General features: G+C 35.1%; 11 protein-coding genes. 3 read left to right on the top strand and 8 right to left on the bottom strand.

Going from position 1 to position 16,193, the window contains the following annotated elements; all coding sequences use genetic code 11:
* Positions 1 to 95: 95 nt before the first annotated feature.
* The 8 genes from CXF59_RS04315 to CXF59_RS04280 form a co-directional block, all read right to left on the bottom strand.
* Positions 96 to 1,886, bottom strand: coding sequence for an acyl-CoA dehydrogenase family protein (locus CXF59_RS04315; protein ID WP_101136463.1), 1,791 nt, complete (start codon positions 1,884 to 1,886; stop codon positions 96 to 98).
* Positions 1,887 to 2,044: 158 nt separating this feature from the next.
* Positions 2,045 to 3,226 carry an acetyl-CoA C-acyltransferase gene (locus tag CXF59_RS04310; protein ID WP_101136462.1) on the bottom strand — a complete coding sequence of 394 codons (1,182 nt, stop codon included), beginning with the start codon at positions 3,224 to 3,226 and terminating at the stop codon, positions 2,045 to 2,047.
* A gap of 92 nt (positions 3,227 to 3,318) precedes the next feature.
* Positions 3,319 to 5,709 carry a 3-hydroxyacyl-CoA dehydrogenase/enoyl-CoA hydratase family protein gene (locus CXF59_RS04305; RefSeq protein WP_101136461.1) on the bottom strand — a complete coding sequence of 797 codons (2,391 nt, stop codon included), beginning with the start codon at positions 5,707 to 5,709 and terminating at the stop codon, positions 3,319 to 3,321.
* Complete coding sequence (locus tag CXF59_RS04300; RefSeq protein WP_101136460.1) at positions 5,693 to 6,160, bottom strand: MarR family winged helix-turn-helix transcriptional regulator; 468 nt, start codon at positions 6,158 to 6,160, stop codon at positions 5,693 to 5,695. Before CXF59_RS04300 ends, CXF59_RS04305 begins: the two co-directional genes overlap by 17 nt.
* 148 nt (positions 6,161 to 6,308) lie before the next feature.
* Complete coding sequence (locus CXF59_RS04295) at positions 6,309 to 6,692, bottom strand: hypothetical protein (RefSeq protein WP_101136459.1); 384 nt, start codon at positions 6,690 to 6,692, stop codon at positions 6,309 to 6,311.
* 190 nt (positions 6,693 to 6,882) lie between these two features.
* Positions 6,883 to 7,938 (bottom strand): proline iminopeptidase-family hydrolase, encoded by a 1,056-nt coding sequence (locus CXF59_RS04290; protein WP_101136458.1) that lies wholly within the window; start codon positions 7,936 to 7,938, stop codon positions 6,883 to 6,885.
* A 44-nt stretch (positions 7,939 to 7,982) separates the two neighbouring features.
* The gene (locus CXF59_RS04285) at positions 7,983 to 9,758 is read right to left on the bottom strand and encodes a long-chain fatty acid--CoA ligase (protein WP_101136457.1); all 1,776 of its coding nucleotides are present in this window, start codon (positions 9,756 to 9,758) and stop codon (positions 7,983 to 7,985) included.
* A 348-nt stretch (positions 9,759 to 10,106) separates the two neighbouring features.
* Positions 10,107 to 11,882 (bottom strand): long-chain fatty acid--CoA ligase, encoded by a 1,776-nt coding sequence (locus tag CXF59_RS04280; RefSeq protein ID WP_101136527.1) that lies wholly within the window; start codon positions 11,880 to 11,882, stop codon positions 10,107 to 10,109.
* Positions 11,883 to 12,308: 426 nt separating this feature from the next.
* Here CXF59_RS04280 and CXF59_RS04275 point away from each other — a divergent pair, with 426 nt between their 5' ends.
* From CXF59_RS04275 to CXF59_RS04260, 3 genes are all read left to right on the top strand, one after another.
* The gene (locus CXF59_RS04275) at positions 12,309 to 13,256 is read left to right on the top strand and encodes a hypothetical protein (RefSeq protein ID WP_101136456.1); all 948 of its coding nucleotides are present in this window, start codon (positions 12,309 to 12,311) and stop codon (positions 13,254 to 13,256) included.
* Positions 13,257 to 14,268: 1,012 nt separating this feature from the next.
* Positions 14,269 to 14,457: a hypothetical protein gene (locus CXF59_RS04265; protein WP_101136454.1), complete on the top strand. Its 189-nt coding sequence runs from the start codon at positions 14,269 to 14,271 to the stop codon at positions 14,455 to 14,457.
* Positions 14,458 to 15,009: 552 nt separating this feature from the next.
* The gene (locus CXF59_RS04260) at positions 15,010 to 15,960 is read left to right on the top strand and encodes a nitronate monooxygenase family protein (protein ID WP_101136453.1); all 951 of its coding nucleotides are present in this window, start codon (positions 15,010 to 15,012) and stop codon (positions 15,958 to 15,960) included.
* Positions 15,961 to 16,193 lie beyond the last annotated feature (233 nt).

The raw sequence follows: 16,193 nt of genomic DNA, 5'->3' as shown, positions 1-16,193 counted from the left end.
TGAAACGGAAAGTGTGTACATAGCAAAAGCCACAATCATCTTTGATGATTGTGGCTTTTTTTATAAACAAATTTAACAAAAAATGATCTGAATGCTTAGAAGCAGTATTCATTTTCTGACACTAATTTCTTAGTGATGGTTTCTCTTAATCCAACAATATTTGGCATATTGGTATATTTAGTGAAACGTCTTAAACCCATCAGCATCATACGTTGTTCGTCACCTTCTACAAAAGAAATAACACTTTCTTTTCCTTTTAGAGTAACGATATCTACCGCTTGATATAAGTATAATTTTGCCATTGCAATTTGCTCCTGAACTTTGTCTTCTCCTTGGTTTTTTGCTAGTTTCTCCGTTCTAAGAATAGTACTTTCAGCCATGTATATCTCAATTAACATATCTGAAGCAGCCATCAATAATTGTTGGTGTGAATCTAAGTCTGCACCAAATTTTTGAACAGCGCTACCTGCAACCATTAGAAAGGCTTTTTTCAATTTGCCAAGCATTTCTTTTTCTTCTGCAAATAATTCAGAATAATCAGGAGTTTCAAAAGAGGGAATACCTATTAACTCTTCACCCACTTTTGTTGCTGGTCCTAACAAGTCAACATGTCCCTTCATTGCTTTTTTGATCAACATCCCTACAGATAGCATTCTGTTGATTTCGTTTGTACCTTCATAAATACGAGCAATTCTGGCATCTCTCCAAGCACTTTCCATTGGGGTATCTTCTGAGAATCCCATTCCTCCATAGATTTGGATTCCTTCATCAGCACAGTTCTGAACATCTTCAGAAACAGCCACTTTTAAAATTGAACATTCAATAGCATATTCTTCAACACCTTTTAATTCAGCTTCCTGGTGCGTACATCCTTCTGCTTCACGAGCAGTTATTCTGTCTTCAATATCTTTTGCAGCTCTGTAAGAGGCACTTTCATCTGCATAACAATTCATAGCCATTTCTGCTAACTTAGAGCGGATAGCTCCAAATTCTGCAATAGGCGTTTTAAATTGGACTCTTTCGTTTGCATATTTCACTGAATTGGAAATTACTCTCCTTTGTGCATCCAGACAAGCTGCTGCCAGTTTAATACGTCCCACATTCAAAGCGTTCATAGCTATTTTGAAACCATTTCCTCTTTCAGAAAGCATGTTTTCAACAGAAACTTTCGTTTCATTAAAGAATACTTGACGAGTAGAAGAAGCACGAATACCTAATTTATGTTCTTCTTCACCCATTGAAATTCCGTTTTCAGCATCATTTTCTATGATAAAACCAGTAATGTTTTTATCATCTCCAATGCGAGCAAATACGATAAACAAAGAACAGAAACCTGCATTAGAGATCCACATTTTTTGTCCGGTAATCGAATAATACTTTCCGTCTTCTGATAAAACTGCTTTTGTTTTTCCTGAATTGGCATCTGATCCAGCACCAGGTTCAGTAAGACAGTAGGCTCCAAACCACTCACCAGAAGCTAATTTAGGCACATATTTTTGTTTTTGCTCTTCTGTACCATATAAAGTAATTGGCATAGTACCGATACCTGTATGTGCTCCAAAAGCAGTTGAGAAAGATCCCGTTGCACCAGAAATGTAATCGCAAACCAACATTGTTGATACAAATCCCATTCCTAATCCACCGTAAGCTTCAGGAACAGCAACACCCAAAAGACCTAAATCTCCGGCTTTTTTCATGCACTCTTCTGTATAAGCATAATCTTTTTTCTCAAAACGATCTTTGTGTGCCCATAATTCTTTGTCTACGAACTCTTTTACAGAGTCACGCATCATTAATTGTTCTTCTGAAAAATCTTCAGGAGTGAAGATGTCTTCGCACTTAGTTTCTTTTACGATGAATTGTCCACCTCTTGTTACGTTGCTCATTTTTTTGTTATTTTAAATGATAGTTTTTTAATAATATTTTTTATAATCTAAATTCCTCATTAGTGTTATTCCGACCAAGGAGGAATCTCTAAAGCTAATTTTGAAATACTTAATGTAATTACTCCTTGTCGAAAAGACAAAAGGTTGGAAATTAGAGTCTACATCAATTCGTAAACACCAGCAGTACCTTGACCTGTTCCCACACACATGGTAACAATTCCGTATTTGTCACCACGACGTTTCATTTCGTCGAATAATTGAACTGACAATTTAGCTCCGGTACATCCCAGCGGGTGTCCCATTGCGATTGCACCACCATTTACGTTCACGATGTCCGGATTTAATCCTAATTCACGGATAACCGCTAGTGACTGCGAGGCAAAAGCTTCGTTTAATTCAATTAAACCGATATCATTTAGAGATAACCCAGCTTGTTTCAATACTTTTGGTACTGCTTTTACAGGCCCAATTCCCATTATTCTAGGTTCAACTCCTGCAGAAGCAAAATTTACCAATCTTGCAATAGGTTCAAGATTAAGTTCTTTTACCATTTCTTCACTCATCACAAGTACAAAAGCAGCACCGTCACTCATTTGTGACGAGTTACCAGCTGTAACACTTCCGCCAGCTTCAAAAACAGGTCTTAAACCAGCCAAAACTTCTTTTGAAGTTCCCGCTCTAGGTCCTTCATCTTTGTTTACTACGTAAGATTTAGTTTCTTTTTTCCCGTTTTCATTAATAAACGTTTGGTCTACATTGATAGGAACAATTTGTTTGTCAAACTTACCCTCTGCTTGTGCTTTTAAGGCTTTCATATGAGAGAGATAAGCAAACTCATCTTGATCTTCTCTAGAAACCTTAAACTGCTGCGCAACTGCTTCGGCTGTTAAACCCATTCCCCAGTAGTAATCTTCGTTTCCTGCTTTTGCAACAGCATAGTCCGGAGTAGGCTTGTAACCTCCCATCGGAATAAAACTCATACTTTCAGCACCACCTGCAATAATACAATGTGCCATTCCTGACTGGATTTTGGCTGTAGCCATTCCGATTGTTTCTAATCCAGAAGCACAGTATCTGTTTACAGTTACTCCAGGGACATCTTCAATTTTTAACCCCATCAAAGAGATTAAACGTCCCACATTAAGCCCTTGTTCTGCTTCAGGCATGGCATTTCCTACCATAACATCATCAATACGAGTCTTGTCAAAATCAGGCAGCTCATTCATCATGTACTGTATGGTTTCTGCTGCTAATTCATCAGGTCTTTTAAATCTGAACACCCCTTTTGGAGCTTTTCCTACTGCTGTTCTGTATGCTTTTACTATATAGGCTGTTTTCATCTTTTTATTTTTTTAAGAGAATAGAAATAGATAGTAGAAAATAGACTGTGATTGTTCAATAAATCTATATTCTTTTCTCTTTGTTCTATTTTCTAGTTACGAAGCGGTTTTCCTTTGGTTAACATATGTTGGATTCTTTCCAACGTTTTTCTTTCTGTACATAAAGACAAGAAAGCTTCTCTCTCCAAGTCTAATAAATACTGTTCAGAGACCAAAGTGGCTTCAGATAAATCACCACCAGCCATTACATAAGCCAGTTTATTTGCGATTTTTTTGTCATGTTCTGAGATGTATTTCCCTGCTTCCATTTGATCTGTTCCTACTAAGAACATACCTAATGCCTGTTTTCCAAGTACTTTTACATCCTTTCTGTGGATCGGTTGTGTATATCCGGCTTCAGCCATTAATAAAGCATGCTTCTTAGCTTCGGCAATTTGACGATCTTTGTTTACAACAATGATATCTTTTCCTTTTTGTAAAAGTCCGCTGTCAAAGGCTTCATATCCAGAAGTAGATACTTTTGCCATAGCAATGGTTAAGAAATACTCTTGTAATACATTTAGTTCCACGTCATTTTTATGAAATAAATCAGAGGCTCTTAACGCCATTTCTTTAGATCCACCACCACCTGGTATGACTCCTACACCAAATTCCACTAATCCCATGTAGGTTTCTGCTGCCGCAACAACTTTGTCTGCATGCAAACTCATTTCGCAACCACCACCAAAAGTCATTCCGTGAGGGGCAACTACCACTGGAATTCCAGAGTAACGCACACGCATCATCGTATCTTGGAATGTTTTGATTGCCATGTTCAATTCGTCGTATTCTTGCTCAACGGCCATCATAAAGATCATTCCGATATTAGCACCTACAGAAAAATTCGCTGCTTGGTTTCCAATAACAAGACCTTGATATTCTTTTTCAGATAGATCGATTGCTTTGTTGATGGCTTGTAAAACATCACCACCAATAGTATTCATTTTTGATTGGAACTCTAAGTTCAAGATACCATCTCCTAAGTCTGTGATAGTACCGCCGCTATTACTCCAAACTTTTTTGCTTTCGCGAATGTTGTTCAGAATAATGAATGAATCTTGTCCTGGAATTTTTGTCTGTGCTTTAGATGGGATATTGTAGAAATAAGTAGCCCCTTCTTTTATAGTGTAAAAACTTTTGCTCCCTGAAGCCAACATATTATTTACCCAATCAGCAGGAGCAAGGCCCTCCGCTTTCATAATGGCAATTCCTTTTTCAACACCGATGGCATCCCAAATTTCGAAAGGACCATTCTCCCATCCGAAACCGGCTTTCATTGCATCATCGATTTTGTAAAGTTCATCCGATATTTCTGGAATTCGGTTAGAAACGTAAGCGAACATTCCGGCAAAACTTTTTCTGTAAAATTCACCTGCTTTGTCTTTTCCTTTTACCAAAACTTTAAAACGATCGATAGGCTTATCGATTGATTTAGTCATTTCTAAAGTAGCAAACGAAGCTTTTTTAGCCGGACGGTATTCTAAAGTGTCTAAATCTAATGTTAGAATGTCTCTTCCTTCCTTTTTATAAAAACCTTGACCTGTTTTACTTCCCAACCATTTGTTTTCCATCATTTTATTGACGAAACTCGGTAATTTGAACAATTCATGTTGTTCGTCGTTTGGACAGTTTTCGTAGATACCGTTTGCAACGTGTACTAAAGTATCTAAACCAACGACATCCACTGTTCTAAAAGTAGCTGATTTTGGTCGTCCGATAACCGGTCCGGTCAATTTATCTACTTCTTCAATCGTTAAGCCCATTTCTTTAACCAAATGGAACAAACTTTGAATCCCATAAATTCCAACACGGTTTCCAATAAAAGCAGGAGTGTCTTTAGCAACAACCGAGGTTTTTCCTAAAAATTTCTCTCCATATATTGTAAGGAAGTCCAATACTTCTGGAGAAGTTGCAGGACCAGGGATAATTTCAAATAATTTTAAATAACGTGCAGGGTTAAAAAAGTGAGTTCCGCAGAAGTGTTTCTGGAAATCTTCAGATCTTCCCTCACTCATAAAGTGAATAGGGATTCCCGATGTATTTGAAGTAATCAAAGTACCCGGTTTGCGGTATTTCTCTACTTGTTCAAAAACTAATTTTTTGATATCTAATCTTTCTACAACAACCTCAATAATCCAATCGACATCGGCAATTTTTGCCATATCGTCGGTTGTGTTTCCAGTTGTAATTCGGTTAGCGAATTGTTGGGTGTAAATAGGAGAGGGCTTTGACTTTAAAGCATTATTTAAATGCTCATTTACCAATCGGTTGCGAACAATTTTACTCTCTAATGTCAATCCTTTTTTTGTTTCTACCTCAGTAAGTTCTCTAGGAACGATATCGAGAAGTAAAACTTCGACACCAATATTGGCAAAATGGCAAGCAATTCCCGAACCCATAATTCCGGATCCGATTACTGCAACTTTTTTAATTGTGCGTTTCATTGTCTATTTTTTCAGGTTGATTAAATATATTCTTATTTTGAATTAATTCGTTGATCGTTTCTGAGACTTCAATAAAATGTTGTAATTTTTCTTCAGTGATGTGATTTTTCACAGTGTCATTGAAGTTTAAAACAGTGTTTTTTGATAAATCTCTTTTTTCTTTACCTAACTCAGTCAAGTAAATTAATACGCCACGACCATCGTCTGGATTTTTCTTGCGGATGATTAAGCCTTTCTCTTCCATTGACTTTAAGGTTCTGGTAAGGCTAGTAGCCTCCATTCCCATTTTTGGTCCCAATGATGTAGAAGGGGTGCCTATTTTTTTATCCATACTCAATAAAGCAAAACCTGTTGCCATTGTAGCACCGTACTTAGAGGCTTCTTCATTGTACATTCTTGAAACAGCTTGCCAAGTAGCTCTTAATATGTAATCTATCGTTTTATCTTTCATCTATAAACTATATCGATTTCAAATATAACAAAAAATACTATGCACGCATAATAAAATTAATTTATTTTTTTGTTAAAAATTCAGGATTGTAAAATAAACTCCTCACAAAAGGAGAACTTTATGTAGAAAAGGTATAGTTGTCAAAGTTTTATTTAAGCTTTCCGTTGACAAAAGCAATCGACGTTCCCACACAAGCACCCGTTGCTATCGCAATAAGAATATCAATAGCCATTGTTTCATAATTCACGGGAATATTGGAATAATTAAAAAAGTTCATAGACAAACTGTAAAAAAACCCAATTGTGGCTCCTATTTGTATACCGATGATTGGATTCTTAATTATCGAAAACCGATTCATTATATAGGAAGCAAAGAAACCGTAAGTCATGCTTCCTAAAACGACAAACAGTAAGTTCATGTTTTCATCTTGCGGGAAAATGTCTTTAAAAATGAATCCATACAGTAGCCAGCCTAAGAGAAAGGAGACAACACCAGCTACAATTCCTGAAACTACAAAGTTTTTTGCTTTCATTATTTTTAAGTCATTAATTACTAGAGTATTAAAAGTATTAAAAAACAATCAATTAAGCGGTGTAATCTATTAAAAATCGCTAAATATGCAATGAAAGTCCGTTTGTAATTCGAGAAATAGGGAGTTTATATAGTGTCAAAAAAAGGCTCCTGTATGTAGGAGGCTTTAAAATGGGACTACACTATTTATGTTATCCTTTTTTAAAAGTGCCGTTGTCTACATCTTTTAAAAATTTTATCAGGCCGGTAAAATATGTTTTTTGATCATCATATTGTGAAAGATGACTGCCATTTGGGCAAAATAGAAACCGTCCGTTTTGAACTTCGTTGGCAATCCATTTCATGTGCTCCGGATCCATGGTATCATATTTAGCACCGATTGTCAATGTAGGTACTGTTATTGTTTTGAGTCTGTTTTTTACATCCCAGTTTTTTAGTGAAGCATTTCCAGTGATGCCAAATTCACTATGTCCCTGCATAAACACATAGACATTAGGGTTGATATGCTTGAAACAGCGATTAATGGATTCCGGCCATTCTTCCAATGGTTTTCTCAGAATGTGTTCTGTATAATAATATTTGAAAAGCAGTTCGCTGTATTTTGGATTATCAAAATCATTGTTTTTCTCCATTTCTTGCAGCTCTTTCAGGATTTTAGGATCCATTTGTGGAGCAAGAACCTCTTGTGCGTAGGCATTGTATTCAGGAATACTGGCCATCATATTGGATATAATCAACCCTTTTAGATTTTTTTGGTATTTTAAGGCATATTCCATGGCTAGGATTCCACCCCAGGATTGACCTAAAACATAAAAATTTGAACTGTCTGCGCCCAATGCGATTCGGACTTGTTCCACTTCCTCAACGAAACGTTCGTTAGTCCACAAACTGTCATCATTAGGCTGATCACTGTAGTAGGATCCCAATTGATCGTAATAAATGTACTCGATGCTTTCGTTCGGAAAATAACCGTCAAAACATTCGTATAATTCATGCGTTAATCCAGGTCCGCCGTGAAGTAATAATACTTTAATTTTGGGGTTATTCCCCACGGTTTTTGTCCAGACTTTAAAGGTGCCTTTTGGTGTGGTTATCGGAATCATTTTGATGCCTCCCGTAAACTGATCATCTCGTTTAGAAAAATCTAAATAATGTGCTTTAATTGGATTTTCTTCTTCTTTCTTTTGCTCGCAATTGGAAAATAATAAAATACTTAATAGAGAATAAAACAGGATTTTTAGTTTCATGATTACTATAGTTATTAGTTATAATTATAAAGCAAGAGGTTAGATTAATTGTAGATTTTATGAAATAAATTAATGTATTTTTCCATAACTAATTTTCTTTTAAGCTTTAGTGTCGGGGTCAGTTGACCACCTTCAATAGACCAAATATCTGGGGTCAGCTCAAAACGCTTGATTTTCTCCCAATTACCGAATTTTGCATTTAATAGGTCAATTTCTTCCTGAATTCTTGCAATTACTTTTTCGTTTGAGACAATCGACTCATTACTGTCACCGATGTCTATTCCATGAATAATGGCCCATTCTTTAATGAAGTCAAAATCCAGTTGGATGAAGGCTGCTGGCATTTTTTGTCCGTCACCTATTACCATAATTTCAGCTATGAAACGGGATTGTTTCATCGTGTTTTCAATAAGTTGCGGTGCAATATATTTTCCTCCTGAAGTTTTGAACATTTCTTTCTTACGATCCGTAATTTTTAAGAACCCGTCCTTATCAAAGATTCCTATATCACCGGTATGGAAATAACCGTCAACGATGACTTCATTGGTTAATTTTTCATCCTTATAATACCCCATCATTACATTAGGTCCTTTACAAAGAATTTCACCGTCTTCGGCAATCTTAACGTCTACGTTATCAATTACTTTTCCAACAGTTCCAACTCTGAAACCACCATTTCTCATGTCATTTACTGATATAACTGGTGAAGTTTCGGTTAAACCATATCCTTCCATTACCGGAATTTCGGCAGCGGCAAAAATTCGCGCTAATCTAGGCTGTAGTGCAGCACTTCCTGAAACCATTAAATCTAAGTTACCACCTAGCCCTTCTTTCCATTTGCTGAAAATTAATTTCCGGGCAATTTTTAGTTGCATTTCATACCATAAACCATTGGCACCATAAGGTTCATAGACTAATCCCAATTCAATTGCCCAAAAAAACAATTTCTTTTTAATCCCGGTTAGTTCTGCTCCTTTGGCGTAGATTTTATCATATACTTTTTCAATAAGTCTTGGAACGACTGTTATTACCGTGGGCTTTACTTCTTTTATATTATCACTGATTTTATCAATAGACTCTCCAAAATAAATCGAAACACCATAGTATTGGTGTAAATACAAAATCATTCTTTCAAAAATATGACAAACAGGAAGAAAGCTTAATGCAGTACTTTTTCCGGCCTCAAATGGAATCCTTTTTGAGCTGTTTAGTACGTCTGATACGATGTTATTGTGGGACAGCATAACTCCTTTTGGACGCCCTGTTGTCCCCGATGTATAAATGATAGTGGCTAAATCTTCAGGTTTAACTAAATTTTTGCTGTATTCAACATCATTTTGATTGTCTTGGTTTTCACCAAGAACGAGTAGTTCCTTCCAGTTTTTACAACCTTCAATAGGGTCAAAAGAAAAGACTTCTTTCAGACTGGGAACTTTATCTTTTATTAAATTTACTTTTTGAAGTATTTCCGCATCAGATACAAAACAATACATTGCCTCTGAGTGGTTCAAGATATATTCATAATCATCTTCTGTAATTGTTGGATAAATGGGGATGTTTTGTGCTCCGGTTTGTAGGATCCCAATATCCATAATATTCCATTCCGTTCTGTTACTTGAAGAAATAATTGCTATTTTATCGTTTTTTTTAATTCCCATTCGTAATAGCGCTCTCGAAACAGCATTGGCTTGAGCAATATATTCTTGTGTAGACGTTTTGACCCAAACACCATTCTGTTTGGTATTTAAAGCATCTGGAATTGAAGTATATTTATCTTGTTGATAATAAGGAAAATCAAAGAGTCTGGTTATTGGAGTCATTATTCGAAGGTTGAATTTTACCGCAAATTAAATAAAAAATGACAATAATTTTTGATTTTAAAAATTAAAGTTGAAAATATATAACTCATACATTAGCATTTAACGAAAACGATTTCTTTAAACGGAGTTTAAAAGCTTGATTATAAGTAAAAAGAGAGGCAGAACTAATTTTAGCCTTTTTTTTAAAAAGTGGTTTCTTTAAAGGTAAAACGTTTCAACGATTGGTATCGTTCTACTTTTTAGGCTGATTTAAAGCATAATAAAACTAAATGTGATCCAGTATTTATTTTTACCCGGCTATTGTTTAACCTAATAAGTGCTGTTATTCATAAATTGAACACCTATACACTAGCTGTATATTTTGTGGTACTGGTCTTTGTAAAGCTCTTTAATAATTTTTCTTTTCAGTTTCAGTGTTGGAGTCAATTGTCCTCCGTCGATAGACCAAACATCTGGCGTCAATTCGAATCGTTTGATTTTTTCCCAACTTCCGAATTTGTCATTCAAACTGTCAATATCTTGCTGTATGCGTTCCAATACTTTTTCATGAAGAACATGCTCATCATTGCTTTTTCCAATATCTATTTTATGGATAACTGCCCATTCTTTAAGGAATTCAAAATTAGGTTGGATAAAAGCTGCCGGCATTTTTTGGCCTTCTCCTATGACCATAATCTGTTCAATAAAACGGGATTGTTTCATTGTGTTTTCTATTAATTGCGGTGCTATATACTTTCCTCCAGAGGTTTTGAACATTTCCTTCTTGCGATCCGTGATCTTTAAGAAGCCGTCTTTGTCAAGGGTTCCAATGTCGCCAGTATGGAAATAACCGTCAATCAGGACTTCATTGGTTAGCGTTTCCTCTTTAAAATAACCCATCATCACGTTAGGTCCTTTACAAAGTATTTCACCGTCTTCGGCAATTTTAACTTCTACATACTCAATTAACTTTCCTACCGTTCCTATCCTGAAACCTTTATTTTTTAAATTATTTGCTGAAATTACAGGGGAAGTTTCTGTTAGGCCATAGCCTTCTAACACTGGAATTGCTGCTGCCGCAAAAATACGCGCTAATCTGGGTTGTAATGCAGCGCTACCGGTAACTATCACTTCGAGATTCCCACCTAATCCTTCTTTCCATTTACTGAAAATTAATTTTCGGGTAATTTTCAGTTGTATTTTATACCATAAACCGTTGGTTCCGTATGGCTCAAATTGCAAGCCTAAATTGATGGCCCAAAAGAAAAGCTTCTTTTTAATTCCAGTCAACTCCGTTCCTTTTGAATATATTTTATCATATACTTTTTCCAAGAGTCTTGGAACTGCAGTAATTACATTTGGTTTTACTTCTTTAAGGTTCGCACTTATTTTTTCTATAGATTCTCCAAAATAAACGGAAACACCATAATATTGATAGACATATAAAGTGACTCGTTCAAAAATATGACAGACAGGAAGGAAGCTCAGCGCTTTTCCTTTTCCGGCTGGGAAGGGAATTAAATGAATAATACCGCGGACATTGGAAACAAGATTCTGGTGAGAAAGCATAACCCCTTTCGGCGTTCCGGTCGTTCCAGAGGTATAGATAATGGTTGCCAAGTCTTCCGGCAGCACTTTTTCTTTTCTTTCTTCAAGTTCATTTTGATTGCTTCGGTCTTCTCCAAGAAGAAGCAATTCTGACCAGTTTTTACAGCCTGCAATTTCATCAAAGGAGTACACTTGTTGTAAAGCCGGAACTTTAGCTCGTATTGAATTTACTTTTTGAAGTATTTCTCCGTCCGATATAAAACAGTAAGTTGCGCCAGAATGATTCAGTATATAGGCGTAATCATCTGCTGTGATTGTGGGGTATATCGGAACATTTTGCGCGCCCGTTTGTAGAATCCCAATATCAACAATGCTCCATTCCGTTCTGTTGTTAGTGGAAATCATCGCGATTTTATCGTCTTTCTGTATACCCATTTTCAAGAGTGCCCTGGAAACAGCATTGACTTTGGAAATAAATTCTACCGTTGAAGTTTTTTTCCAAACACCATTTTTCTTTGTTACGAAAGCATCTGGTATAGAGGAATATTTTTCTAATTGATAATATGGAAAATCAAAAATTCGGGTTACGGATGTCATCATAGAATATTAAATGTTACTGCAAAATAGTTAAAAAATAACGATAATTACTTTTTTTTACAGATTAAATAGCGGTATTGACAGAATTTAATAATGTTTGGGAGTGTTATGTATCTGCCTAAAGTTATTTTTTTTTGTAGAGAGGGATCTTCCATTTTCTATTAATGGTAGTTTTTCGTTTTTCAAAGGTGTGATGGTGTCCAATTGAATTTAAACTTTTTAAAAAAACAGAAGTTTTTCAGTAATCGACTCCTTTAGAATCATGTTTCTAAAACTTAGATTTTAGCTCGAAAAGGATTTTCGGGTATTATTATGCTTTTTAAATCATTTTTTGGTTAAAACTTAAATTTTATATATTATTGTATATCAGGTAATTAGTTAATTATATGTATATTTAATGTATTATTAATCAATACTATCAATAAAATGAAAAAAGTATTACTAATTGTGATGATGGGAGCAACTTTCATTACATACGCGCAAAAGAAAGCTAATGGTACTATTTATGTTGATCATCCTGCCATTACGGTAGTGGAAGGCATGATTAAAGCTTTTGTTAATGGAGATGAGAATAAGGTTGCAGGTTATTTAGCAGATGATTTTAAATCCTTTGATGGTAGCAATAAGGACGATAAGGGGAGCGATAAAGCTTCTTTTTTAAGAAGTGTTAAAAACTGGAAAGATAACATTGATTATCTGAGTATCAAACGTTCGGCAGGGGCTTATCCTGATGCATTAGAATATACCGATGACAGTCAAAAAGACGTTGTTTGGGTACAGACTTGGGAAGATGTGAAAGGAGTGCACAAAACGACTGGCGTAAAGATAGACATGCCTATGCATCGATTATTCGTAGTAAATAAAGACAACAAAATAAAATCAATAATGACGTATTCTGACGCAGGTATTGGAAATGAAGTAAGAGATAGTTATAGTGTCAGAAAAAACGGAACCATATACAATCATCATGACTATATCAACAAAGTAAGAGTGATGGTTCACGCATTTGAAAACAAAGATTACGATAAAGCCTATAGTTTTTATGATAAAAAGGCAAGTTTTAGAAATAGTAATATGGCTCCAGATGAAAAAAGTTTAACATTGGACCAAATGAAAGAAATGGATAAAAAAATGATGCAACAATTTGACGTTACAAGTATGGACGTAAGAGGGTATCCTGATTATTTAAATTATGAACTTGGAGATGCTAAAGTCGTACAGTCCTGGTGGAATTGTAACATGACGAGAAAATCAGACAATAAAAAAATAGTCATGCCAATTCTTTTTATTGACACTTTCAATGATGAGGGAATGATTACCAACGAAATAGCGTATTATAGTGACAAAATTTTGGAAAAAGAAATAGAGTATTGAAAAATTTTATTTTCAATGAAAATTAATAGAGGCTGTCTTTTGAGACGGTCTCTCTATTTTTTAAAAGAACCCGATTATAGTTCCATGTAAAATATATTGAAGTCAAATTACGTTTGCGTGCGGTCAGGTTTGAGATAGTACTTTGTTAAATAATATATATTCACTCCTAAAATAAAGGCGTTCGTTATGATGATTGGCCAGGAGATGGCCAACATAATTCCGTAAATGATAAATAGCAATGCTCCGATTGAATTTATTATACGGAATGTATTGAAGTTTTTCATTAAAAATGAAATCATCAATGTTAGTGATGCTAAATAACCGACCCAGTCTGTTAAAGAAATATCAGCCATTTTTTTTACTAAAGTAAAAAAAAGATTCCATGCTTTCTATAATTTCTAAATATAAATAGTCATTAAATGTAGCTCATAAAACGAGACAAACCTTTGCATCGCTTATTGGAATTAGGTAAAGGAAATATAAATAAAATGAATACTCAAGTTACTATCAACTTTACCGATTTTGATTTTCAAACAATTATTACAAGAATAATAGGATTCGTTTTTCTACAGATAAATTATAAATATATAATAAACTATAGGTTAGCTACTCGCATTGCGGTCATGTAAAAACAGGCGATGAAGCAGCTTTTTTTACAATGTATAGATTCTGTTTGATGGTATCAGAAGAAGTAGTTTGATAGGATAGAATAATGACATAGTCGTTTTATAGCGTTGACTAAGGAAATTGTACACGAGCTTGATACCTATTAATTCGTTTTAGGGGTTTTATTAAACAGTTTTTATTTTCTAAATTTAGTTTCTGTTTCGTATTTAAAATATCACTAAAAGTGGGTATTGCCGTAAAGAGTTATTTCATTTACTTTTAGCTCGAAAAGAATGAAGATTTAAGCGCCCCTTAAGTTGAAGCCTCTTAATAGGTTAGGCACTAACATTGAGGGAACTTCAGACATGTAATTAGACCTATAGTTAGCAATTAAATAATAAACAAGATGACGAATTCAGAAAAAATCAGAAAAGTGAATGAAATGCTTATTGAAGTAATTAAAGACGAAGAACATCAAATAGAAAGCTCTTTGACTGGTTTAAAGGATGTCGTTTTAAGTATCGTTGCCGATTATTGGTTAACTATAAGGGAACCTGAAATTTTTATGGAAAATGTTGAAATTAACATAGATTAATTAATGTAGGCAGATTCATTGTCACAGTTATAGATAAAATAATAAACAAAATAGCTGTAGTAGTATCTTAACGTGACATAGACTTTAGAGATTAACAATAGTGCCATCGTGACTATACATTTATACATTAAAGGTATTAGTTTGTGAGACTAATTATTATTGAGCACTGAAAAAAGAGCAGAAAGTGATAAAAACGCTTTCTGCTCTTTTTTTATTGGTGCTTAAAAAAGGCTCGATTTTTTTAGCTGTTTATTTTGAAACTGAAAAAAAAATGAGATCAGTGTGGTGGATGGGGTTGCCGTATCGGGAGTCGATGGTGATTATTGGCATCAGGGAACCTAAGCATTTCAGTTTTGCCTAATTTAATTTCGTTCGTGGTCTATTAACTTTGACATTTTATCCGTCTGCAGTCAATACAGCTGCCGACAGATTACCCATTTTTCCATTAAAACCGCTTATTTTTTCTTTGAGTCTCGACTTTTCTTTTACTTTGTATATAGTAGGCGTGCATAGTATATTTTATTATATTTGTTTCAATTAAAACTTAAAGTAATGACAAAGCCTACGTTAACTTCCCTTTTGAATATCAATCAACCGCTGATAATGGCACCTATGTTTCTGGTTTCAAATAATAAAATGGTAATTGAAGGAATGAAAGCGGGTGTGGCGGGTTGCATACCAGCCTTAAATTATCGCACATTAGAGGAATTGCGCGCTTCCATTATTGAACTTAAGGCAGCTAAAGTGCCAGGAGGTAGTTTTGGTTATAATTTGATTGTCAATAAATCAAATATCAAATATAAAGATCAATTAGCTGTTTTGTGTGAAGAAAAAGTAGATTTTATTATCACTTCTTTGGGTTCACCTGAAGAAACTATTAAGGCGGCCCATAAAGTTGGGATTAAAGTTTTTTGTGATGTTACCGACTTGGCTTTCGCCAAAAAAGTGGAAAGTCTTGGTGCTGATGCCTTAATAGCGGTTAACAATCTGGCTGGAGGACATAGGGGACCCCAAGCTCCGGAGCAATTGATTAAAGACCTAAATTTAAATACCGGATTACCTGTTATTTCTGCCGGGGGGGTGAGTACTAAATCAGATTTAGATAAAATGTTAAGTTATGGTGCTATCGGCGTATCAGTAGGCAGCCCTTTTATAGCCTCATTGGAGTCTGGCGTTTCAGAGGAATACAAACAAGCCTGTGTTGATTATGGTGCCAAAGATATAGTTTTGACTGAGAAAATATCGGGGACGCCTTGTACGGTGATTAATACGCCCTATATTCAAAAAGTAGGTACAAAGCAAACCTGGTTAGAAAGCACTTTAAATAAAAATAAAGCGTTGAAAAAGTGGGTAAAAATGATCCGATACATGATGGGATCTAATGCCGTTACTAAAGCAGCTACTGAAGTTACGTATAAAACAGTTTGGGTTGCAGGACCAACTATCGAAAACACGACTGCAATACGCCCAGTTACTGCGATCGTTACTATATTAACGGTATAATTTTTAATCCAAATTTATCAAATTTTTTTGTTCATAAAGCAATGAAATGGGTACGAATTGGATAATTCTACTAGTTGAATAGCTCTTGTGTAAACCACGTGAAGGATAGCAGCGGAAATCGGCTCTCGTCACATTCTTAAAACGAGACGAGAGAGATTGCAGCGAATAGCCTGACCTTTGTGGTCACTCCCAAAATACTATAATTAAATCCAATAAAAAAAGCGCTCTCTTTC

It is taken from the genome of Flavobacterium sp. ALD4, assembly GCF_002836475.1.
Classification (GTDB): Bacteria; Bacteroidota; Bacteroidia; order Flavobacteriales; family Flavobacteriaceae; genus Flavobacterium.
The sequence above is the reverse complement of the archived record's forward strand: the minus strand, read 5'-3'. Positions and strand labels throughout refer to the sequence as shown.

What these genes read in the sequence shown, in the direction of transcription:
- CXF59_RS04285 (WP_101136457.1), bottom strand. Translation starts at nt 9,758, where the DNA reads ATGACTCCAATAACCAGACTCTTTGATTTTCCTTATTATCAACAAGAT.
- CXF59_RS04275 (WP_101136456.1), top strand. Translation starts at nt 12,309, where the DNA reads ATGAAAAAAGTATTACTAATTGTGATGATGGGAGCAACTTTCATTACA.
- CXF59_RS04280 (WP_101136527.1), bottom strand. Translation starts at nt 11,882, where the DNA reads ATGACATCCGTAACCCGAATTTTTGATTTTCCATATTATCAATTAGAA.
- CXF59_RS04290 (WP_101136458.1), bottom strand. Translation starts at nt 7,938, where the DNA reads ATGAAACTAAAAATCCTGTTTTATTCTCTATTAAGTATTTTATTATTT.
- CXF59_RS04265 (WP_101136454.1), top strand. Translation starts at nt 14,269, where the DNA reads ATGACGAATTCAGAAAAAATCAGAAAAGTGAATGAAATGCTTATTGAA.
- CXF59_RS04315 (WP_101136463.1), bottom strand. Translation starts at nt 1,886, where the DNA reads ATGAGCAACGTAACAAGAGGTGGACAATTCATCGTAAAAGAAACTAAG.
- CXF59_RS04300 (WP_101136460.1), bottom strand. Translation starts at nt 6,160, where the DNA reads ATGAAAGATAAAACGATAGATTACATATTAAGAGCTACTTGGCAAGCT.
- CXF59_RS04260 (WP_101136453.1), top strand. Translation starts at nt 15,010, where the DNA reads ATGACAAAGCCTACGTTAACTTCCCTTTTGAATATCAATCAACCGCTG.
- CXF59_RS04295 (WP_101136459.1), bottom strand. Translation starts at nt 6,692, where the DNA reads ATGAAAGCAAAAAACTTTGTAGTTTCAGGAATTGTAGCTGGTGTTGTC.
- CXF59_RS04310 (WP_101136462.1), bottom strand. Translation starts at nt 3,226, where the DNA reads ATGAAAACAGCCTATATAGTAAAAGCATACAGAACAGCAGTAGGAAAA.
- CXF59_RS04305 (WP_101136461.1), bottom strand. Translation starts at nt 5,709, where the DNA reads ATGAAACGCACAATTAAAAAAGTTGCAGTAATCGGATCCGGAATTATG.